This window comes from Cupriavidus sp. Agwp_2 (assembly GCF_040784895.1).
Lineage (GTDB): Bacteria > Pseudomonadota > Gammaproteobacteria > Burkholderiales > Burkholderiaceae > Cupriavidus.
The window spans coordinates 1,194,546-1,220,556 of sequence record NZ_CP088084.1 but is presented as its reverse complement, the minus strand read 5'-3'; the positions used below and the strand labels follow the sequence as shown (position 1 = coordinate 1,220,556).

27 protein-coding genes are annotated in these 26,011 nt (G+C 68.0%); 10 read left to right on the top strand and 17 right to left on the bottom strand.

From position 1 onward, the window contains the following. Window positions 1–8 precede the first annotated feature (8 nt). The 7 genes from LPA45_RS23335 to LPA45_RS23305 form a co-directional block, all read right to left on the bottom strand. Complete coding sequence (locus LPA45_RS23335) at window positions 9–314, bottom strand: non-heme iron oxygenase ferredoxin subunit (RefSeq protein ID WP_116319864.1); 306 nt, start codon at window positions 312–314, stop codon at window positions 9–11. A gap of 82 nt (window positions 315–396) precedes the next feature. After that, complete coding sequence (locus LPA45_RS23330; protein ID WP_367395113.1) at window positions 397–1,446, bottom strand: branched-chain amino acid ABC transporter permease; 1,050 nt, start codon at window positions 1,444–1,446, stop codon at window positions 397–399. Next, window positions 1,443–2,327, bottom strand: coding sequence for a branched-chain amino acid ABC transporter permease (locus LPA45_RS23325; protein ID WP_116319862.1), 885 nt, complete (start codon window positions 2,325–2,327; stop codon window positions 1,443–1,445). Before LPA45_RS23325 ends, LPA45_RS23330 begins: the two co-directional genes overlap by 4 nt. Before the next feature lie 12 nt (window positions 2,328–2,339). Continuing rightward, window positions 2,340–3,077, bottom strand: a complete 738-nt coding sequence (locus tag LPA45_RS23320) for an ABC transporter ATP-binding protein (protein WP_317920017.1) — start codon at window positions 3,075–3,077, stop codon at window positions 2,340–2,342. After that, window positions 3,074–3,847 carry an ABC transporter ATP-binding protein gene (locus LPA45_RS23315; protein WP_317920018.1) on the bottom strand — a complete coding sequence of 258 codons (774 nt, stop codon included), beginning with the start codon at window positions 3,845–3,847 and terminating at the stop codon, window positions 3,074–3,076. Before LPA45_RS23315 ends, LPA45_RS23320 begins: the two co-directional genes overlap by 4 nt. An 8-nt stretch (window positions 3,848–3,855) precedes the next feature. Then, window positions 3,856–5,073 carry an ABC transporter substrate-binding protein gene (locus tag LPA45_RS23310; protein WP_317920019.1) on the bottom strand — a complete coding sequence of 406 codons (1,218 nt, stop codon included), beginning with the start codon at window positions 5,071–5,073 and terminating at the stop codon, window positions 3,856–3,858. A gap of 166 nt (window positions 5,074–5,239) precedes the next feature. Continuing rightward, window positions 5,240–6,844: an MFS transporter gene (locus LPA45_RS23305; RefSeq protein WP_317920020.1), complete on the bottom strand. Its 1,605-nt coding sequence runs from the start codon at window positions 6,842–6,844 to the stop codon at window positions 5,240–5,242. 451 nt (window positions 6,845–7,295) lie between these two features. Between LPA45_RS23305 and LPA45_RS23300 the strand changes: the two genes are divergently transcribed. The 8 genes from LPA45_RS23300 to LPA45_RS23265 all read left to right on the top strand — a co-directional run bounded on the left by LPA45_RS23300 (window position 7,296) and on the right by LPA45_RS23265 (window position 16,110). Next, window positions 7,296–8,258, top strand: a complete 963-nt coding sequence (locus LPA45_RS23300; RefSeq protein ID WP_317920021.1) for an amidohydrolase family protein — start codon at window positions 7,296–7,298, stop codon at window positions 8,256–8,258. Window positions 8,259–8,279: 21 nt separating this feature from the next. Beyond that, window positions 8,280–9,032 carry an Asp/Glu racemase gene (locus tag LPA45_RS23295; RefSeq protein ID WP_317920022.1) on the top strand — a complete coding sequence of 251 codons (753 nt, stop codon included), beginning with the start codon at window positions 8,280–8,282 and terminating at the stop codon, window positions 9,030–9,032. 9 nt (window positions 9,033–9,041) lie between these two features. Beyond that, complete coding sequence (locus tag LPA45_RS23290; protein ID WP_317920023.1) at window positions 9,042–9,908, top strand: alpha/beta fold hydrolase; 867 nt, start codon at window positions 9,042–9,044, stop codon at window positions 9,906–9,908. Continuing rightward, complete coding sequence (locus LPA45_RS23285; protein ID WP_317920024.1) at window positions 9,899–10,957, top strand: 2,5-dihydroxypyridine 5,6-dioxygenase; 1,059 nt, start codon at window positions 9,899–9,901, stop codon at window positions 10,955–10,957. Before LPA45_RS23290 ends, LPA45_RS23285 begins: the two co-directional genes overlap by 10 nt. After that, window positions 10,954–11,583, top strand: a complete 630-nt coding sequence (locus tag LPA45_RS23280) for an N-carbamoylsarcosine amidohydrolase (protein ID WP_317920025.1) — start codon at window positions 10,954–10,956, stop codon at window positions 11,581–11,583. Before LPA45_RS23285 ends, LPA45_RS23280 begins: the two co-directional genes overlap by 4 nt. Before the next feature lie 127 nt (window positions 11,584–11,710). After that, window positions 11,711–14,104: a xanthine dehydrogenase family protein molybdopterin-binding subunit gene (locus tag LPA45_RS23275; RefSeq protein ID WP_376790694.1), complete on the top strand. Its 2,394-nt coding sequence runs from the start codon at window positions 11,711–11,713 to the stop codon at window positions 14,102–14,104. Window positions 14,105–14,107: 3 nt separating this feature from the next. Further along, window positions 14,108–14,935 (top strand): xanthine dehydrogenase family protein subunit M, encoded by an 828-nt coding sequence (locus tag LPA45_RS23270; protein ID WP_317925967.1) that lies wholly within the window; start codon window positions 14,108–14,110, stop codon window positions 14,933–14,935. A gap of 8 nt (window positions 14,936–14,943) precedes the next feature. Next, the gene (locus tag LPA45_RS23265; RefSeq protein WP_116319850.1) at window positions 14,944–16,110 is read left to right on the top strand and encodes a 2Fe-2S iron-sulfur cluster-binding protein; all 1,167 of its coding nucleotides are present in this window, start codon (window positions 14,944–14,946) and stop codon (window positions 16,108–16,110) included. Between the two features lie 78 nt (window positions 16,111–16,188). Here the strand turns inward: LPA45_RS23265 and LPA45_RS23260 are convergent, their stop codons facing one another. Next, complete coding sequence (locus tag LPA45_RS23260; RefSeq protein WP_116319849.1) at window positions 16,189–16,785, bottom strand: helix-turn-helix domain-containing protein; 597 nt, start codon at window positions 16,783–16,785, stop codon at window positions 16,189–16,191. A 123-nt stretch (window positions 16,786–16,908) separates the two neighbouring features. Between LPA45_RS23260 and kbl the strand changes: the two genes are divergently transcribed. Both kbl and LPA45_RS23250 read left to right on the top strand, forming a co-directional pair. Then, window positions 16,909–18,108 carry a glycine C-acetyltransferase gene (kbl, locus tag LPA45_RS23255; protein WP_116319848.1) on the top strand — a complete coding sequence of 400 codons (1,200 nt, stop codon included), beginning with the start codon at window positions 16,909–16,911 and terminating at the stop codon, window positions 18,106–18,108. After that, window positions 18,108–19,064 carry an L-threonine 3-dehydrogenase gene (locus tag LPA45_RS23250; protein ID WP_116319847.1) on the top strand — a complete coding sequence of 319 codons (957 nt, stop codon included), beginning with the start codon at window positions 18,108–18,110 and terminating at the stop codon, window positions 19,062–19,064. The genes kbl and LPA45_RS23250 overlap by 1 nt, the downstream gene beginning before the upstream one ends. A gap of 3 nt (window positions 19,065–19,067) precedes the next feature. On the opposite strand, the gene ccmI is transcribed toward LPA45_RS23250, so the two are convergent. The 9 genes from ccmI to ccmA are packed head-to-tail and all read right to left on the bottom strand — an operon-like array spanning window position 19,068 to window position 26,009. Then, window positions 19,068–20,267 (bottom strand): c-type cytochrome biogenesis protein CcmI, encoded by a 1,200-nt coding sequence (gene ccmI / locus LPA45_RS23245; RefSeq protein ID WP_317925961.1) that lies wholly within the window; start codon window positions 20,265–20,267, stop codon window positions 19,068–19,070. Next, complete coding sequence (locus LPA45_RS23240) at window positions 20,264–20,731, bottom strand: cytochrome c-type biogenesis protein (protein ID WP_116319845.1); 468 nt, start codon at window positions 20,729–20,731, stop codon at window positions 20,264–20,266. Before LPA45_RS23240 ends, ccmI begins: the two co-directional genes overlap by 4 nt. Then, the gene (locus LPA45_RS23235; protein WP_317923569.1) at window positions 20,724–21,266 is read right to left on the bottom strand and encodes a DsbE family thiol:disulfide interchange protein; all 543 of its coding nucleotides are present in this window, start codon (window positions 21,264–21,266) and stop codon (window positions 20,724–20,726) included. The genes LPA45_RS23240 and LPA45_RS23235 overlap by 8 nt, the downstream gene beginning before the upstream one ends. Next, window positions 21,263–23,290, bottom strand: a complete 2,028-nt coding sequence (locus tag LPA45_RS23230) for a heme lyase CcmF/NrfE family subunit (protein ID WP_317923570.1) — start codon at window positions 23,288–23,290, stop codon at window positions 21,263–21,265. Before LPA45_RS23230 ends, LPA45_RS23235 begins: the two co-directional genes overlap by 4 nt. Continuing rightward, entirely contained in the window at window positions 23,287–23,757 is a 471-nt protein-coding gene (ccmE, locus tag LPA45_RS23225) for a cytochrome c maturation protein CcmE (RefSeq protein ID WP_116319842.1), read from the bottom strand. The genes LPA45_RS23230 and ccmE overlap by 4 nt, the downstream gene beginning before the upstream one ends. Then, window positions 23,754–23,915 (bottom strand): heme exporter protein CcmD, encoded by a 162-nt coding sequence (gene ccmD, locus LPA45_RS23220; protein WP_317923572.1) that lies wholly within the window; start codon window positions 23,913–23,915, stop codon window positions 23,754–23,756. Before ccmD ends, ccmE begins: the two co-directional genes overlap by 4 nt. Further along, complete coding sequence (gene ccmC, locus LPA45_RS23215) at window positions 23,912–24,688, bottom strand: heme ABC transporter permease CcmC (protein WP_116319840.1); 777 nt, start codon at window positions 24,686–24,688, stop codon at window positions 23,912–23,914. Before ccmC ends, ccmD begins: the two co-directional genes overlap by 4 nt. Continuing rightward, the gene (gene ccmB, locus LPA45_RS23210) at window positions 24,685–25,362 is read right to left on the bottom strand and encodes a heme exporter protein CcmB (RefSeq protein ID WP_317923574.1); all 678 of its coding nucleotides are present in this window, start codon (window positions 25,360–25,362) and stop codon (window positions 24,685–24,687) included. The genes ccmC and ccmB overlap by 4 nt, the downstream gene beginning before the upstream one ends. Continuing rightward, window positions 25,359–26,009, bottom strand: a complete 651-nt coding sequence (gene ccmA, locus LPA45_RS23205; RefSeq protein WP_376790676.1) for a cytochrome c biogenesis heme-transporting ATPase CcmA — start codon at window positions 26,007–26,009, stop codon at window positions 25,359–25,361. Before ccmA ends, ccmB begins: the two co-directional genes overlap by 4 nt. Window positions 26,010–26,011 lie beyond the last annotated feature (2 nt).

Genomic DNA, 26,011 nt, shown 5'->3' with positions numbered 1-26,011 from the left:
CGGCTCCCTTACAGCTCGACCCACACCCGGCTGTCTTCGATCTTGACCGGATAGGTGCGGATATCGCCGGTGGCCGGCGCGCACATCGCCTTGCCGGTGCGGATGTCGAAGCGGGCCTGGTGCAGCGGGCATTCGATGCAGCCGTCTTCCAGGTAGCCGTCCGACAGCAGGGCGTACTGGTGCGTGCAGACGTTGTCGGTGACAAAGTACGCGTCATCGCTGCGATAGAGGGCAAGCTGGCGATCGCCCAGCGTCAGCGGCATCACCTCGTCGTTCTGCAGCGTATCGGCCGCATCGATGTGAATCCATGCCATGGTCATCTCCGTAAATCTAATTTGTCAGTATGCTGAATATATAAGATCAGTGTACTGATGTTTATGGCGCGAAATATCCTCGTTAACCCTGGCTGGCGCGGGCGGTGCCGGGCGTTGCCGTTGCCGCACTGTGCTGCGACGCCGGACGTGCCTGCCAGCGCGCCTGGATCTCGCCCATGATGCCGCGGCGGAACGTCAGCACGCAGACCACGAAGATCAACCCGGTCACCATGCTGACCGATTCGCCCAGCGTATCGAACCAGCCGATCCCGGTCATGGCCGCCAGCGCGTTGCCCGCATCCCCCAGCTTGTTCTCCAGCGCAACAATGACCAGCGCGCCGACCAGCGGGCCGGACAGCGTGCCCATGCCGCCGACCAGTGTCATCAGGATCACCGAGCCCGACATCATCCAGTGGACATCGGTCAGCGTGGCGAAGCCCAGCACCAGGGTCTTGAGCGCGCCGGCCAGCCCCGCCAGCGCAGACGACAGCACGAACGCCAGCAGCTTGAACCGATCCGCGTCATAGCCCAGCGAGACCGCGCGCGGCTCGTTCTCCTTGATCGCACGCAGGATCTGCCCGAAGGGCGAGTTGACGATGCGCATGATGCCAAGGAAGGCCGCGGCCGTGATCGCCAGCACGACGTAGTACATGGTGTGGTCGGACGTCAGCGGCAGCACGCCGAACAGCTCGCCGCGCGGCACCGCCTGCATGCCGTCTTCGCCGCCGGTCACCGGTGCCTGCAGGCAGAAGAAGTAGAACATCTGCGCCAGCGCCAGCGTGATCATGGCGAAGTAGATGCCCTGGCGGCGAATCGCCAGCGCGCCGAACACCAGCCCCAGCAAGGCGCCGAAGGCGGTGCCGGCCAGCAGCGCCAGTTCCGGTGTCAGGTGCAGCGACTTCATCGCATAGCCACAGGCGTAGGCCGCGCCGCCGAAGAAGGCGGCATGGCCGAACGACACCAGGCCGGTATAGCCCAGCAGCAGGTTGAAGGCGCAGGCAAACAGCGCGAAGCACAGCAGCTTCATCACCAGCACGGGGTAGGCACCCAGCCAGGGCGCGAGCAGCAGGGCTGCCAGCAGCAGTCCGTACGCGAGCAGCGGCCGCGTTGCGTAAGTGGGGCTTGCCATCATTTCTCCTTTCCAAACAGGCCGGCCGGTCGCACCAGCAGCACGCAGACCATGGCGACGAAGACCACGGTCGCGGAGGCTTCGGGGTAGTAGACCTTGGTGATGCCTTCGAACACACCCAGCCCCAGGCCGGTAAAGATCGAACCGAGGATCGAGCCCATGCCGCCGATCACCACCACCGCGAACACCGTGATGATCAGGTTCTGCCCCATCAGCGGCGACACCTGCATCACCGGCGCGGCGAGCACGCCCGCGAGCGCCGCCAGGCCCACGCCAAAGGCATAGGTCAGCGTTACCAGCAGGGGCACGTTGACGCCGAACGCCTCCACCATGCGCGGATTCTCGGTGCCGGCGCGCAGATAGGCGCCCAGCCGGGTCTTCTCGATCATGTACCAGGTGACGAAGCACACCGTCAGCGAAGCCACTACCACCCAGGCACGGTAGTTGGGCAGCACCATGAAGCCCAGCTGGCTGACACCGGTCAGCGCTTCCGGGGTGGGGTAGGTGAGGCCGGAGACACCATAGACCGAGCGCAGCAAGCCTTCGATCAGCAGGCAGATGCCGAGCGTCAGCAGCAGCCCGTACAGGTGGTCGAAGCGGTACAGGTGACGCAGCATGGTGCGCTCCAGCACCACGCCCAGCGCACCGGCCACCAGCGGCGCCAGCAGCAGCATCAGCCAGTAGTTGATCCCAAGGTAGTTCAGGCCCATCCACGCCAGCACCGCGCCCAGCATGAACAACGCGCCATGCGCGAAGTTGATCACGTTGAGCAGGCCGAAGATCACGGCCAGCCCCAGGCTCAGGATCGCGTAGAACGATCCGTTGACCAGCCCCAGCAGCAGCTGGCTCAGCAGCGCGGGCAGGGGCACTCCAAACAATTCCATGACAAGGTCTCCTTACACGCCCAGCAGGGCGTTGAGCGCGGGCATCTTCCGTTCCAGCTCGTTGGCGGCGAAGGCCTCCACGATGCGGCCGTGCTCCATCACGAAGAAGCGGTCCGCCAGCGGCGCCGCGAAGCGGAAGTTCTGTTCCACCATGACGATGGTGTAGCCCCGGCGGCGCAGCGTGGCGACCATCTTCGCCAGCTTCTGCACGATCACCGGCGCCAGCCCTTCCGAAATCTCGTCGAGCAGCAGCACGCTGGCGCCGGTGCGCAGGATGCGCGCCACCGCCAGCATCTGCTGCTCGCCGCCCGACATGCGCGTGCCCTGGCTCTTGCGCCGCTCGTGCAGGTTGGGAAACATCTCGTAGATCTCGGCAACGGACATGGGCTCGCGCAGTCCCGTCGCGCCCGGCGCTGCCTCGAAGGCTGGCGGCAGCATCAGGTTCTCTTCGCACGACAGGCTGGCGAAAATGGCGCGCTCCTCGGGGCAATACCCCAGCCCCAGCGGCGCGATGCGGTGCGTCTTCATGCCGATGGTTTCCTGGCCGAACACGCGTACCGAACCTTTGCGCGTGCCGACCAGTCCCATGATGGCGCGCAGCGTGGTGGTGCGACCCGCGCCGTTGCGCCCGAGCAGCGTCACCACTTCGCCCGGCTGGACCGCCAGGTCCACGCCGTGCAGGATGTGCGATTCGCCGTACCAGGCCTGCAGGCCCCGCAACTCCAGGGCCGGTGTGGCGGTTGCGGTCATGCGGCCTCCTGCTGGTCTTCCGTGGTTCCCATATAGGCTTCCTTCACCTGCGGATTGCGGGATATTTCGTCATACGTGCCCTCGGCCAGCACTGCGCCGCGCTGCAGCACCGTGATGCGATCGACGATCGACGACACCACGCCCATGTTGTGCTCCACCATCAGCACGGTCCGTCCCGCCGACACGCGCTTGATCAGCGCGGTCACGGTCTCGACGTCCTCATGGCCCATGCCCTGCGTGGGCTCGTCCAGCAGCATCAGCTCGGGATCGGTGGCGAGCGTGGTGGCCAGTTCCAGCGCGCGCTTGCGCCCATAGGCCAGTTCCGCCGTGCCGAGATGGGCGAAGCCCGCCAGGCCCACGTCGTCCAGCAATTCCATGGCACGCGCATCCAGATGCGACAGCGAGCGCTTGCCGCGCCAGAAATGCCACGACGTACCCAGCTTGCGCTGCAGTGCGATGCGCACGTTCTCCAGCACGCTCAGCTGTGGGAACACCGCCGAAATCTGGAACGAGGGGATCACGCCCATGCGGGCGATCTGCGCCGGCCGCAGCGCGGTGATGTCGGCACCGTTGAAATGGATGGAGCCGGACGACGGGGCATGGAACTTGGTCAGCAGGTTGAAACAGGTGGTCTTGCCGGCGCCATTGGGGCCGATCAACGCATGGATCGAGCCACGCCGCACCGACAGGCTGACATCGCTGACGGCGGTAAAGCCCTTGAACGCCTTGGTCAGCCCCTGCGTGCGCAGGATTACGTCTTGCTCAGGCATTGGCGCGCTCACTTCTTGACCAGCTGGCATTCGCTGGCGGAGAGGGGACGGAAGGCCTCGTCGCCGGGGATCGTGCCGATGTACTTGACCAGGTCCCACGGGCCTTTCGATTCCGCCGGCGTCTTGGCCTGGGCCAGGTACATGTCGTGCACCATGCGGCCATCGATACGGACCTTGCCATTGCGCACAAAGGCGTCGTTGACGGGCAGGGCGCGCATCTTGTCCGCCACCGCCGGGCCCTCGACAGTCTTGGCGGCTTCCACGGCCTTCAGGTAGTGCAGCACGCCCGAATAAACGCCGATCTGCCCGTGCGTGGGATACGCCTTGTGGCGCTTGTAGTAGCGCTCGACGAAGTCCTTCGACTGCGCGTCGAGGTCGAGCCTGAACGGATCGACATAGGTCAGGCCCTGCGCGGCGGGCAGCCCCAGGCTCTTGAGATCGGTGATGAAGGTCGACGGCGTGATGACGGTCTGGCCCGCCTTGATCAGCCCGAACTCGCCGGCCGCCTTGACGCCATTGATCATGTCGTTGCCGGCATTGGCCAGCACCACCACCTTGGCCCTGGAGGCCGAGGCCGCGACCACCGGGCTGCTGAAGTCGCTGGCATTGAGCGGATGGCGCGTGCTGCCTACGTTCTTGCCGCCGCCGGCATCGACCGCCTTGCGGAAGTCGGCTTCCAGCGACTGGCCAAAGGCGTAGTCCACGGTGATGTAGTACCAGCTGTTGCGGCCCTGGTCGATCAGGCGCCGGACCAGCGGATACGACACCGAGTAGGTGTCCCACGCCCAGTGGAAGCCGGTCGGCGAGCAGTTCTGGTTGGTCAGCGCCATGGCGCCGCCGGTGGAAACGATATCGATCTTCTGCTTCTGGCGCGCGACTTCCTGCACCGCCAGCGCGGTCGACGAGTTGGGGAAGTCGATCACCATGTCGACGCCGTCGGTATCGAACCAGCGGCGCGCCAGCGACGACGCGATATCGGCCTTGTTCTGGTGGTCAGCGGACAGCACCGTGACGGGCTTGCCCAGCGCCTTGCCGCCGAACTCCTCGACGGCCATCTGGGCGGCGACGACCGAGCCCTTGCCGGACAGGTCGGCATAGGAGCCGGACATATCGGTGATGACGCCGATCTTCACGCCGCTGGCGTCGGCCAGGGCGGGAGTGGCCTGCGCCAGGCCGAGCAGGGCGGACGACGCGGCAAGGGTGCGGAGGATGCGAGAGGAGGACATGGGGGCTCCAGGTTGTCTGCGCGAAGGGATGGAAGTTGGCGATGGCTGCATTCGCCCGACGCGGACGCCATCGCTGCGCTCGCTCGGGAAACAAATCAGTATGCTGAAGTTATGCTCAGGAAAAGGGCGGATTTCTCCGCCCTGAAAGTGCGCCGGGGTGCAGCGCTCAGGTGGACAGGTCGCGTCCGCGCGTCTCTGGCACGAACACCATGCCGATGACGAAGGCGAGTCCGGCGATGACCACCGGATACCACAGGCCAAAGTACAAGTCGCCGCTGGACACGTTCATCGCCGTGACCACGAACGACAGCATGCCGCCAACCCATCCGGCACCAAGATGGAAAGGCAGCGACAGCGAGGTGTAGCGCACCCTGGCCGGGAACAGCTCGACCATGAAGGCGGCCATCGGGCCATACACCATGGCCAGGAACAGGATCGGCACCAGCAGCAGCACGAACACCATCGGCGTATTCATCCTGGCGGGATCGGCATGCTCGGGCCAGCCGGCCGCGAGCAGTGCGCCCTTGATGGCTGCGCGGTCGAAGCCCTGCAGGGTACGATCGCCGATCCGCACTTCCGCCTGTGCCGGGTCGCTGGCCGGCACGAAGGTGTAGCCCACGCCCAGGTCGGTCAGGTAGCCGCGGATCTTGTCGCAGGCCGACACCGGTTCGCCGAACAGGCGCGCCTTGCAGTCGCCGGCGGTCACCTGCACCGTGCCTTGCCGCTGGAACTGCTCCAGCGCGGGATTGGCGTAGTGGGTCAGTCCCTTGAATACCGGCTGGGTGCAAAGCGCAGCCAGCAGGCAAGCCGCCATCATGATGTACTTGCGGCCGATGCGGTCCGACAGCCAGCCGAAGAACAGGTAGCACGGCGTGGCCACGACCAGTGCGACCGCGATCAGCTTGTGTACGGTTTCGATCGGCACGTGCAGCGTCTTGTTCAGGAAGAACATGCTGTAGAAGTGGCCAGTGCCGAAGATCGCGCCGAGTCCGGCTGCCACCACGAACAGCAGCAGCACCGACTTCAGGTTTTTCCACTGGGTGAAGCTCTCGCGGATGGGGGACTTCGAGGTGGCATTGCCCGCCTTCATGCGCGCGAACACCGGTGATTCATGCAGCTTGCCGCGGATGTAGACCGAGATCACCAGCATGACCAGCGACACGATGAACGGGATGCGCCAGCCCCATGCACGGAATTCCGCTTCGGTCAGGAAGGTCTTGAGCAGGTAGACCACGAACAGCGAGGCCAGCAGCCCCAGCGTGGCGGTGGTCTGCAGCGAGCTGGTGTAGAGGCCGCGCTTGCTGGCCGGCGAGTGCTCGGCGACGTACGTGACTGCGCCGCCCACTTCGCCGCCAAGCGCCAGGCCCTGCAGCAGCCGCAGCAGGACCAGCAGCACCGTGGCGGTGATGCCGATCTGCTCGTACGTCGGCAGCACGCCCACGCCCACCGTGGCCACCCCCATCAGCAGGATGGTGACCAGGAAGGTGTACTTGCGCCCGATCAGGTCGCCCAGGCGCCCGAACAGCAGCGCCCCCACGGGGCGGATCAGGAAGCCGGCGCCAAAGGTGGCCAGGCTGGCCAGGAAGGCGGCGGTTTCATTGCCCGGCGGAAAGAACAGTGCGCCGAAGTACACCGCCAGCGCCGCGTAGATGTAGAAGTCATACCACTCCATCAGGGCGCCGAAGGATGAGGCAAGGATGACCTTGCGTTCTTCGGCAGTCATGCCGGAGGTTGGGGCGCGCGTCTCCGCGCGGGTCAGGCTGATCGTCATGGCGGGGGTCCTCTTGGTCAGGCCGTTGTCTCTGTTGTTTGTCTGCTTCCCGGTGGTGCCGGCGCCGGTAGTGCGGGTCGTTGATGACCCGCCACTGTGCAGCGCCGCATCCTGCCGGTGCATCAGTCAGTATGCTGATGAGAAACGCAGTATGCTGAGCAAAATGCGGGCCAATGCCAGCGCCACATGGTGTCTTGCGACGGCGCTGGAAAGCCCGATTTAAACGGCTATTTCATATTGTCAGCATACTGAGCATCTGAAATCAGTGTACTGAGCGTCCCCGGCCATCGTTATAGGTGTTAACCCTCCGCGCGGCGTCTGGACTTTTGAATTTCCGCTGACTAGAATCCGAAACTAATCAGTGTACTGAGTAATTAACAAGACCACGCGTTTGCGCACGCGAGACAAGCTCGGCACGACGCGATTCAACCCATCAGGAGCCCCCACCAGCATGACCTACGTGAAGAAGATCGCCCTGGAAGAGCATTTCATGACCCCCGGCTTCCAGGCTTATTCCAAAGGGTTCACGCAGCATATCGACCCGGCGGTGTTCGCCGAGCTCGGTCGCCGCCTTGCCGATTTCGACGAAGAGCGCCTGGCCGAGATGGACCGCTGCGGCATCGACATCACCGTGCTGTCGCAAACCGGACCCGGCGTGCAGGGCGAACCAGACGCCGGCCTGGCGCTGGCGCGGGCGCGAGAGAGCAATGACTTCCTGGCGGCGCAGATCGCCCGTCATCCGACGCGCTATGCCGGCTTTGCCGCGCTGCCGATGCAGGATCCCGTGCAGGCCGCCGCAGAACTGGAGCGCACCGTGCTGCAACTCGGCTTCAAGGGCTCGCTGGTAAACGGCCATACGCATGGTCGCTACTACGACGACCCTGCGTATGACGCGTTCTGGGAACGCATGCAGGCGCTGGATGTGCCGATGTACCTGCATCCGACCGATGCCTTCGTGTCGCCGCAGGTGCTCGCCGGCCATCCGGAGCTCGCCGGCGCGGCGTGGGGGTGGGGCGTGGAAACCGCATCGCACGCGCTGCGCCTGCTGTTCAGCGGCGTATTCGACCGCTTCCCGCGGCTGAAGCTGATCCTCGGCCATATGGGCGAGGGCCTGCCGTACCAGCGCTGGCGCTTCGACAGCCGCTTCGCGGTCTATTCGCACGGCGTCAAGCTGGAGCGCGCGCCTTCCGAGTACATCGGCACCAATATCGTCATCACCACCTCGGGCGTGTGCTCGCACGGCGCGCTGATGGGCGCCATCGCCGAGCTGGGACCGGAGGCGGTGATGTTCTCGGTCGACTATCCCTATGAATCCACTGAAGTCGCCGCGCAGTTCATCGACAGTGCGCCGCTCGACGACACCACGCGCGCGCTGGTCTGCCATGGCAACGCGCAACGCCTGCTCAAGCTCTGATCGCACAAACCGGGAACCCCCATGCAAAAAGCCTTTCGTATCGGCCAGATCGTCCCCAGCTCTAACACGACGATGGAAACCGAAATCCCCGCCATGCTGATGGCGCGCCAGCAGATCCGCCCGGAACGCTTCACTTTCCATTCGAGCCGCATGCGGATGAAAAGGGTTGTCAAGGAAGAGCTGGCGGCGATGGATGCCGAGTCCGACCGCTGCGCGGTGGAGCTCAGCGATGCCCGCGTCGACGTGCTCGGCTATGCCTGCCTGGTCGCGATCATGGCAATGGGCCACGGCTACCACCGGCAGTCCGAACAGCGCCTGAAGGCGCACACCACGGCCAACGGCGGCGACGCGCCGGTCATCACCAGTGCCGGCGCACTGGTGGATGCGCTCAAGGTGATGGGCGCAAAGCGCATTGCGGTGGTCGCGCCCTACATGAAGCCGCTGACCGAACTGGTCGTGGACTACATCCGCAACGAGGGCTATGAAGTCGTGGACTACCGCGCGCTGGAAATCCCCGACAACCTGGAAGTCGGCCGCCACGATCCCGCGCGCCTGCCCGGCATCGTCGCGCAGATGAACACAAGGGACGTGGATGTGATCGTGCTGTCGGCCTGCGTGCAGATGCCGTCGCTGCCGGCGGTGGCCAAGGTCGAGGCGATGACTGGCAAGCCGGTGCTCACCGCCGCCATTGCTACCACCTACGCGATGCTCAAGGCGCTGGATCTGGAGCCCGTGGTCCCCGGCGCGGGCGCGCTGCTGTCCGGTGCCTACTGAGGAGCGGCCATGAGCACCTTCCTGTATGGGGGCCACGTCTACGCCAATGGCATCCGCCAGCATTACTTGCGCTACGGCGGCAATGTGGACGAGCGTGCGGCGCGCGACGCTGTCATTATCGTGCCAGGCATCACCAGCCCAGCGGTCACCTGGGGCTTTGTCGGCGAACGCCTCGGCACGTGCTTAGACACCTACATCCTCGACGTGCGCGGCCGCGGGCTGTCGTCGGCGGAGCCGGAACTCGACTACGGCCTCGATGCACAGGCGCGCGACGTCGTGGCCTTTGCGGAAGCACTGGGCCTGCAGCGCTACAGCGTGGTCGGCCATTCGATGGGCGCACGGATCGGCCTGCGTGCCGCGGCGGGGCGGCCGGGGGGGCTGGCGCGGCTGGTAATGGTCGATCCGCCCGTCTCGGGGCCCGGGCGTCGCCCGTATCCGGCGCAACTGCCGTGGTATGTCGATTCGATCCGGCTGTCCCGGGACGGTACCGACCTGGAAGGCATGCGCCGCTTCTGCCCGACCTGGACCGACGAGCAGCTGCGCCTGCGCGCCGAATGGCTGCACACCTGCAATGAAGACGCGGTGGTGCGCAGCTTCGAGGATTTCCACCGCGACGATATCCACGCCGACATGCCGAAGGTCAGGGTGCCAACGCTGCTGGTGACTGCCGGCCGTGGCGACGTGGTGAAGCCTGAAGACGTCGCGGAAATCCGCACGCTGCTGCCCGGCGTGCTGGTCAGCCACGTCGCCAATGCCGGCCACATGATCCCGTGGGATGACGAAGCGGGCTTTTACGCGGCGCTGGGGGATTTCCTCGGTGCGCCGCTGGCGCAATCGCTGGCGCAACCTGCGAGCAAGGAGCCGACATGCCAGTAAGTGACCACCAGATGATCGAGGCCTGGTGCAAGGTGCTGCGGCTGTCCCGGCTGGCGCCGGGCCAGACCGTCACCATCCTGACCAGTGCCGCCACCCACCCGCAGACGCTGTCCACCGCGCTCACCGCCACGCAGTCGATGGGCGCGATCGTCAACCGGCTCGACCTGCCGCCCGTCAACGGCGAAAAGGCGCTGAGCCGCGATGCGCTCGCCTACCTCGGTACCACGCCGCTGACCGGCAACCCGGCCGCCATCGCCGCGCTGAAGGCGAGCGACCTGGTGCTGGACCTGATGACGCTGCTGTTCTCGCCCGAGCAGCACGAGATCCTGCAGGGCGGGACCAAAATCCTGCTGGCCGTCGAGCCGCCCGAGGTGCTGGCGCGCATGGTGCCCTGCGAGGCCGATCGCGAACGCGTGAAGGCGGCCTCGCAGCGGCTGGCAAGCTCAAGGGAAATGCACGTCGTCTCGCCCGCCGGCACCGACCTGCGCTGCCCGCTGGGCGAATTCCCTGCGATCAGCGAGTATGGCTTTGTCGACGAGCCCGGGCGCTGGGACCACTGGCCCAGCGGCTTCGCACTGACCTGGCCGAACGAAGGCGCTGCAAGCGGTACCATCGTGCTGGACAAGGGCGACATCCTGCTGCCACAGAAGACCTACGTCACCGAGCCGATCCGCCTGACGGTGGAAGCGGGCTTTGCGACGCGCATCGAAGGCGGACTCGATGCCGAACTGCTGAGCGAATACATGGCGTCATTCAACGATCCGGAAGCGTATGCGATCTCGCATATCGGCTGGGGGCTGCAGCCGCGCGCGCACTGGTCGACGCTGGGCCTGTACGACCGCGAGGCCACCATCGGCATGGATGCGCGCGCATTCGAGGGCAATTTCCTGTTTTCGCTCGGCCCCAACAACGAGGCCGGCGGCCATCGCACCACGGCCTGCCATATCGACATCCCGGTGCGCCGCTGCACCGTGCGCCTCGACGGCGTCGACATGGTGACCGCAGGCAAGGTGACCGACGGTTTCCGCTATCCGGAGGACAAGTCGTGACGCACAAGGAAATCGGCGCGTACCAGCGCCAGGGCTTCGGCAATGCGCTGGAGCTGGCCGGCCCCTTCGGGCTGCTGATCGTGGACTTCGTCAACGGCTTTGCCGATCCGGCGGTGTTCGGCGGCGGCAATATCCGCGACGCCATCGCCAACACCGTGCCGCTGCTCGCGGTGGCGCGGCGCGAAGGCTGGCCGATCGCGCACAGCCGCATCGTGTACGCCGATGACGGGGCCGACCACAACGTCTTCTCGATGAAGGTGCCGAACATGCTGACGCTGAAGGAGCACGCTTTCAACAGCGCCATCGTGGAAGAACTGGCGCCACACCCGGGCGAGCTGGTGGTGCGCAAGACCGTGCCATCTGCGTTCTTCGGCACGTCGCTGGCGGCCTGGCTGACGCAGCGCGGTGTGCGCACGCTGGTGGTGGCCGGCGCCGTCACCAGCGGCTGCGTGCGGGCCAGCGTGGTCGATGCGATGCAGTACGGCTTCCGCCCGCTGGTGCTGTCCGACTGCGTGGGCGACCGCGCGCTGGGGCCGCATGAGGCCAACCTGTTCGACATGGCGCAGAAGTACGCAACCGTCGCCACGCGGGCGGAGGGGCTTGCCGCCATCGGCGTGCGGGAATAGGCGCCTGAAGGGCCGGGATGCGGTAAAGCCGCAATTGACAGTGGCGGCGGCATTTTCATAGGATTTTGGTCAGTATGCTGAATAAACCACGCTTATCATCGGAACGGACAGGGCAATGACATCGTCGATGGAACCGGATCACCCGGAAAGCTCGCGCGGCCAGGGGGTCGGCGCCCGCGTGGCGCGCAAGGAGGACGCGCGGCACCTGCATGGCAAGGGCCGCTTCGTCGCGGACATTGCCATGCCGGACCTGCAGGAAGTAGCGTTCCTGCGCAGCCCGGTCGCGCACGCCCGGCTGCTGTCGGTGACCAAGCCGTCCGGGCACGCCACCGCGGTGATTGTGCGCGAAGACATGACGGCCGCCAGCGACATCGTCGCCGATTCGGCCTTCCCGTCCTACCAGCCCTCGGCGCAGCCGCCGCTGGCCAGCGGCAAGGTGCGCTTCGTCGGCGAACCGGTGGCGATGGCGTTCGCGCCCACGCGGGCGGAAGCCGAGGACATCGCCGAGCAGGTTGCCGTGTCGTTCGACGAACTGCCCGCGCTGGCCGACGTGACCCAGGCCCGCCAGCTTGCCGGCGAGGTGCGTGTGCATGAGCACTGGCGCGACAACACCTTCCTGACGCTGACCGCCGACAAGAACTTCGAGGCGCGCCAGCGCGAGGCCACGGTCGTGGTGCGCCGCAAGATCGACCTGGCGCGCCAGTGCATGGTGCCGATGGAAGGCAAGGCGGTGCTGGCCTACTGGGACCACCAGTTCGACCAGCTGGTGGTCTACAGCGCGACGCAGGTGCCGCACATGATCCGCACGATCCTGGCGCACTGCCTGGGGCTTGAGCAAGAGCGCGTGCGGGTGATCTCGCCGGACGTGGGCGGCGCCTTCGGCTACAAGTGCGTGCTGCAGCAGGAAGAACTGTGCATCGCCTGGCTGGCGCTGACCTACAAGCGCCCGTTCCGCTTTATCGAGGACCGCCGCGAGCACCTGACCGCCGGCGCGAACTCGCGCGAGCATCACTACGACCTGACCGCTTATGCCGATGCGCGCGGCCGCCTGCTGGCGCTGGATGCAAAGATCGTGATCGATGGCGGCGCCTACTCGGTGTGGCCATTCACCATCGGGCTGGAGCCGGGGCAGGCGATCGGCAACCTGCCGGGGCCGTACGCCTTTGACGGCTACCGCTGCGAAACCGCTTGCGTGGCGACGAACAAGCCGGGCTTCGTGCCGTATCGGGGCGTGGCGCGTACCGGCGTCTGCTTTGCGATGGAACTGATGATCGACGCCATTGCCCGCAAAGTCGGGCGCGAACCCTGGGAAGTGCGCTGCGAAAACCTGGTGCCCCCGGAGGCCATGCCCTATGTCAACGTCACCAACAAGCACTTCGACGGTGGCGACTATCCCGCCAGCGTACGCAAGGCCATGGAAATGATTGACCTGCCCGCGATCCGCGCGCGCCAGCAGGCGGGGCCGCAGGGAAGCACCTATGTCGGCGTGGGCTTCGGTACGTACACCGAGCAATCGGCGCACGGTACATCGGTGTTCGCCGCGTGGGGCACGCCGGTGATCCCCGGCTTCGATTCGGCGACAGTGCGGATCACGCCGGACGGCGGGCTGGAAGTGCGGGTCGGCGTGCATTCGCACGGGCAGGGCATGGAGACCACCTTTGCGCAGATCGCCAACGAGATCCTCGGCATCGATATCGCGCGGATCAAGGTGGTGCATGGTGATACCGGCCTGACGCCGTTCTCGACGGGCACGTATGCGTCGCGCTCGCTGGTGATGTCGGGCGGCGCGGTGTCGCGCGCGTGCAAGGCGCTGTTGCCCCGCCTGCTGAAGATCGGCGCGCACATGCTCGGCCAGCCGCAGGACGCCGTGGCGTTCCGTGCTGGCGCCGTGCCGGCGGGGGAGGCGGGGGAGGGGGGTACCGCCGATATCGCGCGCATCGCCAACGCCTGGTACATCAACCCGCATCTGCTGCCCCCGGACGTCGATGCGCAGGGGCTGGAAGTCACGATGGGCTTCAAGCCCGCCGTCGATACCGGCAGCTTTACCTACGCCACGCATGCGGTGGCGGTGGAAGTCGATATCGATTCCGGCCACGTCGAGATCCTCGACTACGTGGTGGTAGAGGACTGCGGCACCATGATCAACCCGATGGTGGTGGAAGGGCAGACCTACGGCGGCGTGGCGCAGGGCATCGGCACCGCGATGTTCGAAGCCATGCACTACGACGGCAACGGCCAGCCGCTGGCTTCGACGCTGGCGGACTACATGCTGCCGGGTCCGACCGAGATCCCGTCGATCCGCATCCACCATTTCGAGACGCCGTCGCCGCATACGGAGTTTGGCGCCAAGGGCATGGGCGAGGGCGGGGCGATCGCGCCGCCGGCGGCCATCTTCAATGCCGTCAACGACGCGTTGCGCGATTTCGGCGTAGAGCTGAAAGAGACGCCGCTGACGCCGCGCAAGATCCTGGAAGCGCTGGAGACGGCCGAGGCCGATGCGCATAAACGGAAGGCAGCCTGACCGATGAAAGCTGTTGCATTCTCCTACCATGCGCCCGGCTCGCTGCCGGAGGCGCTGTCCCGCCTGGGCGCGGGCACCGACATTTCCAAGGCCATGGGCGGCGGGCAATCGCTCGGGCCCATGCTGAACCTGCGCCTGACCCGGCCCGATACGGTGGTCGATGTGTCGGCGCTGCGTGAATTGCGCGAAGTGACCGCGACCGCCGACGGCATCCGCATCGGCGCCTGCGTGACCCACGCGCAGATCGAGGACGGCGTGTTCGAAGCGCTGCGCGGCACCATGCTGCAGGGAGTTGCCGGCGGCATCGCCTATCGGGCGATCCGCAACCGCGGCACCGTCGGCGGCAGCCTTGCACATGCCGATCCGGCTGCCGACTGGGTCGTGGCGATGACCGCGCTGGGTGCGCGTATCGAGATCGCCTCCGCGGCCGGCATGCGCGAAGTACCGATGGAGTCGTTCATGCTCGGCGCCTACACCACGGTGCTGGCCGACGGCGAGCTGATCGCCGCGGTGCGGGTGCCGCCGCACACCGCGCACAGCCGCTGGGGCTACCACAAGCTGTGCCGCAAGACCGGCGAATTCGCCGAAGCCAGCTGCGCCGCGTACTTCGACGCGAGCCGCCGCTTCGCCCGCATCGTGCTCGGCGCGCTGGACGGCCCGCCGATGGTGCTGCCCGGCCTGACCCGCGCCGTCGCGGCGCAGGGCGCCGCCGCGCTGACGGCCGATGCCGTCGCCGAAGCTGTCGCCCAGGCCGCGCCGGGCAAGGACGCCATCGACCGCAAGCTGTACCGAACCGTCGTGATGCGCTGCGTCACGCAACTGCTGAACTGAGGAGCGCCGTGCAGACCATCGAATTCACCGTCAACGGCCGCCTGGTATCCGGCGCGTGCGCGGACCGGACGCACCTGGGCGACTACCTGCGCGATACGCATCGCCTGACCGGCACTCACCTTGGCTGCGAGCACGGCGTGTGCGGCGCCTGCACCGTGCTGGTCGACGACAAGCCGGTGCGCTCGTGCATCACCTTTGCCGCCGCCTGCCAGGGCGCCGACATCGTCACGGTGGAGGGCTACGAGGACGACGCGGTCATGGCCGACCTGCGCGTCGCCTTTAACCGGCATCACGCGCTGCAATGCGGCTTCTGCACGCCGGGGATGCTGGCCACCGCGCGCGATATCGTGCTGCGCCTGCCCTACGCAGACGAGGCCACCATCCGCCATGAACTGTCGGGCAACCTGTGCCGCTGCACCGGCTATATGGGCATCGTCGCCGCCATCCGTTCGGTGCTGGACGCGCGCCGCGCGGCCGCCGGCGTGATTGCACGGCATGCCGGTGCTGCCACAGCCACCGAGCCGTTCGCAAGCTTCACGGTCGCGGACGAGGCGCTTGGCACGCAGCCGCACCTCGCGGCGGCCGGCAGCGCCGAGCCGGAACGCTCGGCCGACCGCAAGGGCTGGTCGCGCATCGAGGGCGGCTTCACCGTGCCTTATGCGTTGGACCAGGTATGGGCCTTCATGGCGGACCTGCCGGCCGTGGCGGGATGCCTGCCTGGCGCCGTGCTGACTGAAGTGGCCGGGGAAAAGGTCAAGGGCCATATCGCCATCAAGTTCGGCCCCATGTCGGCAAGGTTCGAAGGCGCCGCGCGCCTGCAGCGCGACGACGCGAACAAGCGCGGCGTGCTGAAGGGTGCGGGACAGGACTCTCTCAGCAACTCCAAGGCCGCGGGCGATATTGCCTACCAGCTCAAGGCCTTGGCCGCCGCCGAGACCGAAGTCGCGGTCGACCTGCAGTATTCGCTGCAAGGGCCGCTGGCCCAGTTCTCGCGCTCGGGGCTGGTGCGCGACTTCGTGCGGCGGATGATCGCCGACTTCGGCAAGTCGGTGGCACGCAGGATGGACCCGACGCTATCCGACGCCGAACGCAATCAGGCCGTGCGCCTGAACCCGGTGGCAATGTTCTTCGGCGTGCTGTGGGAGCGTGTGAAGCGCTTGTTCGGCGCCCGCTGAACAACGCTGGCCGGCCAGGCGGGAGGAGTAGAGGAGTAGAGGAGTAGAGGAGTGGAGGCGCGGCCTCCCTTGCCCGCCTTACCCCGGATGCACTACAACCAGTAGTGCGGTGGCAGTGGTCTTGCCGCCATTGGAGATCGCATGTGCGACATCAGCCGCATAGCGCGCGGTCTCGCCGTGCCGCAACTTCTTCTCGTCGGCGCCGGCGCGCACCGTCATCGACCCGCCCAATACCGTCAGGTGTTCCTGCGTGCCGGCCTCGTGCGGCTCGGAGGCCAGCACGCCGCCGGCCTGGATGGTCAGCTCATACCACTCGAAGCGCCCGGCCAGATCGATCGGGCCCAGGATGCGCAGGTCGCAGCGGGTATCGGGGCTTTTCAGCGACGGGATCGCGTGCGGCTGGACCACGGTGATGCCGCCCCCGGGGCGCTCCGCGGCGCCGCCGGCGAGGAAATCGGTCAGGCTCACGCCGAGCGCATTGGCCAGGCGCCACAGCACCGCTACGGTGGGGTTGGCCAGGTTGCGTTCGATCTGCGACAGCATCGACTTGGATACGCCGGCGCGGCGCGACAGCTCGTCGAGCGACAGGCGCTGCTGCTGGCGCAAGGCCTGCAGCGCCAGGCCGACGGCCGGCGGACCCTCGGCCTGCGGGGCCTGGAGCGGGGCTTGCGTCATGGATGGATGTTCGTTATATTGCGCAAAACGTTCGATATAAAGAACGTGTTCGATTTATCGATCGAATCGTAGCACACCACAGCACATCCCCAGCACACCACTGCACACCACCGGGAGCCAGCCATGTCGAATGCCGAGGCATTCTACGCATCCATCCGCACCGAACTCGACACGATCCGCGAGGCCGGGCTGTTCAAGCAGGAGCGCGTGATCGCCACGCCGCAGGGCGCGCGGGTGCGCACCACCGATGGCCGCGAGGTGATCAATTTGTGCGCAAACAACTACCTTGGACTGTCGTCGCACCCGCAGGTGATCGAGGCCGCGCACGAGGCGCTGCGCACGCATGGCTTCGGCCTGAGCTCCGTGCGCTTTATCTGCGGTACGCAGGACCTGCACAAGACGCTGGAAGCGCGGCTGTCGGCGTTCCTGGGCACCGAAGACACCATCCTCTACGGCTCCGCGTTCGATGCCAACGGCGGGCTGTTCGAGACGCTGCTGGGCGCCGAGGACGCGGTCATCAGCGATGCGCTCAACCATGCGTCGATCATCGACGGCATCCGCCTGAGCAAGGCGCGCCGCTACCGCTACCAGCACAACGATCTCGACGATCTGCGCGTGCAGCTGGCGCAGGCGCGCGCGGACGGCGCGCGTTTCATGCTGGTGTTTTCCGACGGCGTGTTCTCGATGGACGGCACCATCGCGCGGCTGGACGAGATGCGCGCGATCTGCGACGAGTACGGCGCGCTGCTGGGCATCGACGAATGCCATGCGACGGGCTTCCTCGGAGCGCGCGGGCGCGGCACGCATGAGCTGCGCGGTGTGTTCGGCAAGATCGACATCATCACCGGCACGCTGGGCAAGGCGCTGGGCGGCGCTTCCGGCGGCTTTACCAGCGCGCGCAAGGAAGTGGTGGCGCTGCTGCGCCAGCGCTCGCGCCCGTACCTGTTCTCCAATACGGTGGCGCCGGCGATCGTCGGGGCATCGGTCGCGGTGCTCGATATCCTCGAAGCCAGCACCGAGTTGCGCGACCGGCTGGAACGCAACACGAGGTTTTTCCGCGCGGGCCTGGACAAGCTGGGCTTCGACGTCAAGGCCGGCGAACACCCGATCATCCCGATCATGGTCTACGACGCCGACAAGGCGCAGCAGCTCGCGCAGCGGCTGCTGGAACTGGGGGTGTACGTGGTGGGCTTCTTCTACCCGGTGGTGCCCAAAGGGCAGGCCCGCATCCGCGTGCAGATGAGCGCGCTGCATGACGAGGCCGCGCTGCAGGCGGCGCTGGATGCGTTCGGCCAGGCCGGCCGCGAGCTGGGGCTGATCTGATGGCCGACGGCACTCCCAGAATCCTGATCGTCGGCGCCAACGGCCAGATCGGCTCGGAACTGGCACTGGCGCTGGCCGAACGCTACGGCCGCACCAACGTCATCACCTCCGATGTGGTGCCGACCGGCCGCCACGTGCACATCACGCACGAGATGCTCAACGCCACCGACCGCGGCGATCTGGCCACCGTGGTCGAGCGCCATGGGATCACGCAGGTCTACCTGCTGGCGGCGGCGCTGTCTGCCACTGGCGAGAAAGCGCCGCAGTGGGCCTGGAACCTGAACATGACCAGCCTGCTCAACGTGCTGGAGCTGGCGCGGCAGACCGGGCTGGAGCGCGTGTTCTGGCCCAGCTCGATCGCGGCGTTCGGCCCGACCACGCCGTCGGTGGATACGCCGCAGAAGACCGTGATGGAGCCGACCACCGTCTATGGCATTTCCAAGCAGGCGGGCGAGGGCTGGTGCCGCTGGTACCACGCCAACCATGGCGTCGACGTGCGCAGCGTGCGCTATCCGGGGCTGATCTCGCACAAGACGCCGCCGGGCGGCGGCACCACGGACTATGCGGTCGACATCTTCCATGCAGCCGTGAAGGGCGAGCCTTACACCTGCTTCCTGAAGGAAGACGAGGCCCTGCCGATGATGTACATGCCCGACGCGCTGCGCGCCACCATCGAGCTGATGGAGGCGCCGGCCGAACGGCTGGGCGAGCGCGGCAGCTACAACATCGCCGGCACCACCTTCACGCCCGCGCAGATCGCCGCGGCGATCCGCGAGCACGTGCCCGGCTTCGAGATCCGCTACGAGCCCGACTACCGCCAGGCGATCGCGCAAGGCTGGCCGGATTCGATCGACGATTCGGTGGCGCGCGCGGACTGGGGCTGGAAGGCGCAGTACGGACTGAAGGAAATGGTCGCGGACATGCTGGCCAACCTGAGGGCGACACTGGCCGCCTGAGCGCTACGGCACGGCAGCGTCGATCGCGATCCGCACGCCTTCGCTGCCGACCGCGAGCGGGCCGCTGCGCCCGACCAGGTCGCCCGACTGCGGCATGGCATTGCCGCTCGCGGAAAGGCGCGCTTCCACCACTACCTGCGTGTGTCCCGACAGCTTGCGGTCGGGCCGCATCGCCATTGCGTCGTCCAGCGTGAACGTCAGCGGCAGGTCGCGCGCCTGCCGGCGCAGCACCGCCAGCGGCAGGCGCGAGCCATCGACAGGAAGGGCGTAGACGAAGAGGGTGTCGCCCGGCTGCGGCGTGCGCCCCGCCTTTTCACTGAGCGTGACCATGCCGGTAATCCTCGCCGGCTGCGCGATGGACGTGCCGCGCGCCGCGGCAAGGTTGGCGGCAACGCGTGCCGCGGTCTGCGAGTCCGGCGGCAGCAGCCGGTACAGGTGTTCCCAATAGCCGATCGCCGCTGCCGTGTCGCCACGTTCCACCGCCGCGCTGGCCGCCAGTGCCAGCGCCTTGGGGTCATCCGGATCCAGCGCCAGTGCCCGGCTGATCTCCGCCATTGGCAGACCTTGCAGTGAGCCATTGCTGAGACTGGCCAGCACATCGGCGTAATCGGAGCGCAGCGAGGCCACGTCGGGCGCCAGCTCCACGGCGCGGGCGTAGGCCGCGGCGGCGTCGGCATACCGCTCCAGCACAGCGTAGGATCGCGCCAGCATGGCCCAGCCTTCGGGATCGGCCGGGGCTTCGCGCAGCCGCTGGGCCAGCTGGTTGACCATGCCTTCGACCTGCGCGCCGCTGAGCTGGTGCTGGCTGCCGGTCGCTTGCGGCATGTCGTCGGCGCGCCAGAGCGCGACCGGGTTGCCCAGGTGCAGGTAGAGCAGGATGGCGGCGCTGGGCAACGCCGCCAGCAGCGTGGCGGCGAGCAGCGGCGAGGTGCCGGCCCGGCGCGTGCCGGTGGCGGTGTCGGCGGTCTCGTCCAGCAGCCGGCGGCCGAGTTCGTCGCGGGCTTCCGCGTGCCGGGCCGCGCTCAGCGTACCGACACGCAGGTCGGCGTCGAGTTCGCGCAGCTGGTCGCGGTACAGGTCGACCAGCAGCGTGCGCTCCGGCATGGCGGGATCGGCGGGGGCGTGGCGGCGCAGCAGCGGCCACAGCAGCCCGGCCATGGCGGTGGTGATCATTGCGGCGGCGAGCAGCCAGAAGGTCGTCATGGTTGTCGGGGGGCGGCAGGATCGGCGGCGTCGTTGAGCAGGCTTTCCAGGTCGCGCCGTGCGCCGCCGTCGAGTGGAGTGTCCGTGCCGCCATGCCTCGCGCGGGCGCGCACGATCGCCCAGGCAACACCGGCAACCAGAAGCAGCGGGCCAAACCACAACAGCCACGTCAGCGGCCGCAGCGGCGGCTTGTACAGCACGAAGTCGCCATAGCGTTGCGCCAGGTAATCCTTGACCGCCTGGTCGCTGGCGCCGCCGCGCAGTTGCTCGCGGATCTGGCGGCGCAGGTCGACGGCCAGGTCGGCATTGGAATCGGCCAGCGTCTGGTTCTGGCACACCAGGCAGCGCAGTTCGTTGGAGAGCGCATGCACGCGCGCATCGAGCTCTGCCTCGGTCGGAGCTGCGGTCGCCTGCAGCGACAGGCAGCATAGCCACAGTGCTAGCGCTGTCCGTAGCCTACGCATGGCTGCCTCCCTGCCGCTGCAGGCGCTCGATCAGCGGGATCAGCTTCTGCTCCAGCACCTCGCGCGTGACCGGGCCGACCTGGCGGTAGCGCACCACGCCCTGCTGGTCGATGACAAAGGTTTCGGGCACGCCATAGACGCCGTAGTCGATGCCCACGCGCCCGTCGGCATCGACCAGCGATGCCGTGTAGGGATTGCCCAGCCGCTGCAGCCAGTCGCGCGCGGCGCCGGCCTCGTCCTTGTAGTTCAGGCCGTACAGGGGCACCGGCGCGCGCGCGGCGAAGTCGACCAGCACCGGGTGCTCGGTGCGGCAAGCCGCGCACCACGACGCCCACACGTTCAGCAGCCACACCTTGCCGCGCATGTCGGCGGACGCCAGCGTGCGGCCTTCCGGCTCCAGCAGCGGCAGCGTGAAGGCTGGCGCGGCCTTGCCGACCAGCGGCGAGGGCAGCTCGCGCGGATCGTGGCGCAGGCCCGCGGCCAGCGCGACGGCCAGCGCGAGGAAGGCGGCGAGCGGCAGCAGGAAGCGCGTCATGCCGGCGTCTCCTCGCGCGTGGAGGCCAGTGCGGGCGCGGCAGGGGCATTCGCAGGCGCAGGAGCGGCTTCGGCCGCGGCGAGGCGGCGCAGCCGGTAGCGCTTGTCACACGCCGCCAGCACGCCACCCAGCGCCATCAGCACGCAGCCAGCCCAGATCCAGTCGACAAAGGGCTTGACGTGGATGCGCACGGCCCAGGCGCTGCCGTCGACGCCGTTGGCCACGTTCTCGCCCAGCGCCACGTACAGGTCGCGCGTCAGGCCGCTGTCGATCGCAGCTTCGGTGGTCGGCATGTCCTGGCTGCGGTAGATGCGCCGTTCGGGATGGAGCACCGCCACGCGCTTGCCGTCACGCGATGCGGTCAGCGTGCCGCGCAGCGCGTCGTAGTTGGGGCCGGCGGCCTGCCTCACGCCGGCGAAGCGGAAGTCGTAGCCGCCGACGCTGACGGTATCGCCCGCGCGCATCGGCAGTTCGCGCAGGCTTTCCTGCCCGGTGACCAGCGTCACGCCTGCGATGAAGATGCCGACGCCGGCGTGCGCGAGCAGCATGCCCCAGTAGCTGGGCGCGAGCTGGCGCAGCGCAACGAGCCGGCGTCCCTGCTGGTGGCGCAGCCGTGCCGCCAGGCTCGCCACCGCGCTCAGCACGCACCACGCCGCCAGCAGCAGCCCCAGCCCGGTCATGGCGGAGGCGTTGCGCAGCACCAGCAACAGCCCCAGGCCGATGGCCACGCTGGCAATGCCGGCCCAGCGCAGCCGCCGCGCCATGTCGGGCAGGCCGCCATGGCGCCAGCGCGCCAGCGGCGCCGCGCCCATCAGCAGCACCGCGGGTGCCATCAGCGGCACGAACACCTGCTCGAAGTAAGCGGGGCCGACCGAGATCTTGCCCAGCCCCAGCACATCGACCAGCAGCGGGTAGAGCGTGCCGAGCAGCACCGTTGCCGCCGCCACCGCCAGCAGCACGTTATTGGCCAGCAGCAGCGATTCACGCGAGATCGCGGCAAACTCGACACGCCGCGACAAGCGCGGCGCGCGCCATGCGTACAGCGCCAGCGCGATGCCGGTGACGAGGCCGAGCAGGGCCAGGATGAAGACGCCGCGCTTCGGATCGACCGCGAACGCGTGGACCGAGGTCAGCACGCCGGAGCGGACCAGGAAGGTACCGAGCAGGCTCAGCGAGAACGTGAAGATGGCGAGCAGCACGGTCCACGCGCGGAACGCCCCGCGTTTCTCCGTGACCGCCAGCGAATGCATCAGCGCGGTGCCGGCCAGCCATGGCATGAACGAGGCGTTCTCGACCGGGTCCCAGAACCACCAGCCGCCCCAGCCCAGTTCGTAGTACGCCCACGCGCTGCCCAGCATGATGCCCAGCGTCAGGAACGCCCACGCCACCGTGGTCCACGGCCGCGACCAGCGCGCCCAGGCGGCATCGACGCGCCCGGCCAGCAGCGCCGCCACGGCAAAGGCAAAGGTCACCGAGAAGCCGACATAGCCCATGTAGAGCAGCGGCGGGTGGAATACCATGCCCGGGTCCTGCAGCAGCGGATTGAGGTCGCGCCCGGCCATTGCCGGCGGCAGCAGCCGCACGAAGGGGTTGGAGGCAAACAGCAGGAACAGCAGGAAGCCCGCGCTGATCGCGCCCATCACGCCCAGCACGCGAGCCACCGCGGCCAGCGGCAGCTGGCGGCTGTAGTGCGCCACCGCCAGCGACCACAGCGCCAGCATCAGCGTCCACAGCAGCATCGAGCCTTCATGCCCGCCCCATACCGCTGCCATGCGGTAGGCCAGCGGCAGCGCGCTGTTGGCGTTGGCGGCGACATAGCGCACGCTGAAGTCGTTGGCGACGAAGCTCCATGTCAGCGCCGCGAACGACGCTGCAACCAGCGCGCATTGCACGCGCGCCGCCGGCCGTGCCACTGCCATCCACGCCAGCCTGCCGCGCGCCGCGCCGGCAAGCGGCACCACTGCCTGCACCAGCGCGACCAGCAACGCGACGATCAGCGCGAAATGTCCCAGCTCGGCAATCATTGGCGCGCTCCCTGCGCCGGCGCCCCGGCCATGCGGCGGTTCACCTGTTCAGCCTGCTTCAGCGCATCGGCGGCTTCGGGCGGCATGTAGTTCTCGTCGTGCTTGGCCAGCACCTCGCTGGCGACGAAGGTGCCGTCGGCTTCCAGCTTACCGCGCGCGACCACGCCCTTGCCCTCGCGGAACAGGTCGGGCAGCAGGCCGCGGTAGCGCACCGGCACCTGCCGCGCGGTGTCGGTGACGACGAAGCGCACGGTCATGCCGTCGCCTTCGCGCCGGATCGAGCCGGGTTCGACCAGTCCGCCGAGCCGGAAGCTGCGCGCCACCGGCGCCTCCTGCGCGGCCACCTGGCTCGGGCTGAAGAAAAACACCAGGTTGGAGCGAAAGGCATTGAGCACCAGCGCCAGCGCGATGCCGCCACAGGCCAGGGCCGCGGCGAGCATGCCGAAACGGCGCTGGCGCGGCGTCATCGGCGCGTGCCGGCCTGTTGCGCTGTGGCGCGGCTGCGGCGCGCCAGCAGCACCAGTTCCAGCGCCAGCATCAGCGCGCTCATGCCGAACGCGCCGGCGATGAAGATGCCGTGGTGCCCGTATTGCAGCACATTCGGCAACAGCGACGACAGGCTCATGATGTCTCTCCGTTGACTGGCGCCTCGCCGCGCTCGCGCAGGATGCAGCGCACGCGCACCAGCGCGACGGCGATGGTGTACATCCAGCATGCCAGCGTCATCAGCAGCATGCCGGCCAGCATCGTGGCCGCCATCGACGGCGCCGCGGTCAGGCTGACAGAAGCGCCCTGGTGCAGCGTGTTCCACCACTGCACCGAGAAGTAGATCACCGGGATGTTGGCTACGCCCACCAGCGCCAGCACCGCGCAGGCGCGCTCGGCGCGGCGCGGCTCGTCGATGGCGGATTCCAGCGCGATAAAGCCCAGGTACAGGAACAGCAACAGCAGTTCGGAGGTAAGCCGCGCATCCCAGACCCACCACGTGCCCCAGGTCGGCTGGCCCCACAGCGCGCCGGTCCACAGCGCCAGCGCCGTGAACAGCGCCCCGGTGGGCGCCAGTGCCGATGCCATCATCGACGACAGCCGCGTGCGCAGCACCAGCGCCAGCGCGCAGTAGCCCGCCATGACCAGGTAGATGAACATCGACATCCATGCCGCCGGCACGTGGATGAAAATGATGCGGTAGACCTCGCCCTGCTGCGCATCGGTGGGCGCCACGGCAAAGCCGACCCACAGGCCGGCCAGAGCGAACACCGCCGCCGCGGCGAAGAACCAGGGCACCATGCGTCCCGCCAGCGGATAGAAGCGCACTGGCGCGGCAAAAGCCATCCAGCGGCCGCCGCTACGCGGGTGCGGCGCCTCGGCCGAGTGCAGCGAAGGCAGCGGCTGGCTCATGCCGGCGTCTCCATGGCGATGCGCAGCCCGGCGGCGGTGGCCAGCGGGCACAGGAACAGCGACAGTGCCAGGCACGCGCCCAGCAGAGAGAACTGCGGCACGACGTCGAGCCCGGCATCGGCGGCCGCCGCGGCGCTGGCGCCGAATACCAGCACGGGCACGCACAGCGGCAGCACCAGGATGCACAGCAGCACCGCGCCGCCGCGCACGCCCAGCGTCAGCGCGGCGCCCACCGCGCCGATCAGGCTCAGCGCCGGCGTGCCGACCAGCAGCGAGGCCGACAGCAGCAGCGACGCGCTCCACGGCAGCCCGTACTGCTGCGACAGCAATGGCGTCAGCAGCAACAGCGGCAGGCCGCTGGTCAGCCAGTGCGCGGCAATCTTGGCCAGCACCAGCAGCGCCAGCGGATGCGGCGACAGCAGCAGCTGGTCAAGGCTGCCATCCGCATGCTCCTGCGCGAACAGCCGCGACAGCGACAGCATCGACGCCAGCAGCGCCGTGACCCACAGGATGCCGGGCGCCAGCGCGCGCAGCTGCTGCGGCTCGGGGCCGATCGCCAGCGGGAACAGGCTGGCCGCGATGACAAAGAACACCACGCTGCCGAGCAGGCTGCCGCGCCGGCGCCAGGACAGCGACACGTCGTGCGCGACGATGGCGGCGAGGGTGCGGGTCATGCCGGCGCCTCCAGCCGCAGCACCGCGCCGCCGGCGCCGAGCAACTGGTGGGTGGCGATCACCGCCATGCCGCCCGTTGCCAGGTGCGCGTCGAGCTGCGCGTCGAAGCGCGCGCAGGCGTCGGCATCCAGCGCCGCCACCGGTTCGTCAAGCAGCCACAGCGCGCGCCGCGCCAGCGACAAGCGCGCCAGCGCCACGCGCCGGCGCTGGCCCTGCGACAGCGCGCGCACTGGTGTGTGCGCGACGCGCTCCAGCGCCTGCGCTGCGAGGGCACGGTCGACCGCGCCCGCATCATCGGCGCCGGCCATGCGCGCGGCAAAGCGCAGGTTTTCCGTTGGACTCAGGTCCGGGTCGATGCCATTGGCATGGCCGACATAGGCCAGCGCCTGCAGGTAGGCGGGGTCGCCCGTGCGCAGCGGCCGTCCGTGCCAGTGCAGCGTGCCTTCGTCCGGCATGGCCAGGCCGCACAGCACGCGCAGCAGGCTGGTCTTGCCGCTGCCGTTGGCGCCCAGTACCTGCAGCAGGCTGCCCGGCGACAGCGACAGGTCGAGGCCGCGCAGCACCGGGCGGCCGGCGCGCGACAGGCCCAGCCCTTCACCGCTCAGCGCGGGCGGGATCCAACCGGGCCGGGCAACGGGTTGCGGCACGC

What these genes read in the sequence shown, in the direction of transcription:
- LPA45_RS23305 (WP_317920020.1), bottom strand. Translation starts at nt 6,844, where the DNA reads ATGACGATCAGCCTGACCCGCGCGGAGACGCGCGCCCCAACCTCCGGC.
- LPA45_RS23270 (WP_317925967.1), top strand. Translation starts at nt 14,108, where the DNA reads ATGAAAGCTGTTGCATTCTCCTACCATGCGCCCGGCTCGCTGCCGGAG.
- ccmI (WP_317925961.1), bottom strand. Translation starts at nt 20,267, where the DNA reads ATGACGACCTTCTGGCTGCTCGCCGCCGCAATGATCACCACCGCCATG.
- LPA45_RS23260 (WP_116319849.1), bottom strand. Translation starts at nt 16,785, where the DNA reads ATGACGCAAGCCCCGCTCCAGGCCCCGCAGGCCGAGGGTCCGCCGGCC.
- LPA45_RS23230 (WP_317923570.1), bottom strand. Translation starts at nt 23,290, where the DNA reads ATGATTGCCGAGCTGGGACATTTCGCGCTGATCGTCGCGTTGCTGGTC.
- ccmD (WP_317923572.1), bottom strand. Translation starts at nt 23,915, where the DNA reads ATGAGCCTGTCGTCGCTGTTGCCGAATGTGCTGCAATACGGGCACCAC.
- LPA45_RS23335 (WP_116319864.1), bottom strand. Translation starts at nt 314, where the DNA reads ATGGCATGGATTCACATCGATGCGGCCGATACGCTGCAGAACGACGAG.
- LPA45_RS23285 (WP_317920024.1), top strand. Translation starts at nt 9,899, where the DNA reads ATGCCAGTAAGTGACCACCAGATGATCGAGGCCTGGTGCAAGGTGCTG.
- LPA45_RS23290 (WP_317920023.1), top strand. Translation starts at nt 9,042, where the DNA reads ATGAGCACCTTCCTGTATGGGGGCCACGTCTACGCCAATGGCATCCGC.
- ccmC (WP_116319840.1), bottom strand. Translation starts at nt 24,688, where the DNA reads ATGAGCCAGCCGCTGCCTTCGCTGCACTCGGCCGAGGCGCCGCACCCG.
- LPA45_RS23320 (WP_317920017.1), bottom strand. Translation starts at nt 3,077, where the DNA reads ATGACCGCAACCGCCACACCGGCCCTGGAGTTGCGGGGCCTGCAGGCC.
- LPA45_RS23330 (WP_367395113.1), bottom strand. Translation starts at nt 1,446, where the DNA reads ATGATGGCAAGCCCCACTTACGCAACGCGGCCGCTGCTCGCGTACGGA.
- LPA45_RS23310 (WP_317920019.1), bottom strand. Translation starts at nt 5,073, where the DNA reads ATGTCCTCCTCTCGCATCCTCCGCACCCTTGCCGCGTCGTCCGCCCTG.
- LPA45_RS23275 (WP_376790694.1), top strand. Translation starts at nt 11,711, where the DNA reads ATGGAACCGGATCACCCGGAAAGCTCGCGCGGCCAGGGGGTCGGCGCC.
- kbl (WP_116319848.1), top strand. Translation starts at nt 16,909, where the DNA reads ATGTCGAATGCCGAGGCATTCTACGCATCCATCCGCACCGAACTCGAC.
- ccmB (WP_317923574.1), bottom strand. Translation starts at nt 25,362, where the DNA reads ATGACCCGCACCCTCGCCGCCATCGTCGCGCACGACGTGTCGCTGTCC.
- LPA45_RS23325 (WP_116319862.1), bottom strand. Translation starts at nt 2,327, where the DNA reads ATGGAATTGTTTGGAGTGCCCCTGCCCGCGCTGCTGAGCCAGCTGCTG.
- LPA45_RS23240 (WP_116319845.1), bottom strand. Translation starts at nt 20,731, where the DNA reads ATGCGTAGGCTACGGACAGCGCTAGCACTGTGGCTATGCTGCCTGTCG.
- LPA45_RS23250 (WP_116319847.1), top strand. Translation starts at nt 18,108, where the DNA reads ATGGCCGACGGCACTCCCAGAATCCTGATCGTCGGCGCCAACGGCCAG.
- LPA45_RS23235 (WP_317923569.1), bottom strand. Translation starts at nt 21,266, where the DNA reads ATGACGCGCTTCCTGCTGCCGCTCGCCGCCTTCCTCGCGCTGGCCGTC.
- LPA45_RS23300 (WP_317920021.1), top strand. Translation starts at nt 7,296, where the DNA reads ATGACCTACGTGAAGAAGATCGCCCTGGAAGAGCATTTCATGACCCCC.
- LPA45_RS23295 (WP_317920022.1), top strand. Translation starts at nt 8,280, where the DNA reads ATGCAAAAAGCCTTTCGTATCGGCCAGATCGTCCCCAGCTCTAACACG.
- ccmE (WP_116319842.1), bottom strand. Translation starts at nt 23,757, where the DNA reads ATGACGCCGCGCCAGCGCCGTTTCGGCATGCTCGCCGCGGCCCTGGCC.
- LPA45_RS23315 (WP_317920018.1), bottom strand. Translation starts at nt 3,847, where the DNA reads ATGCCTGAGCAAGACGTAATCCTGCGCACGCAGGGGCTGACCAAGGCG.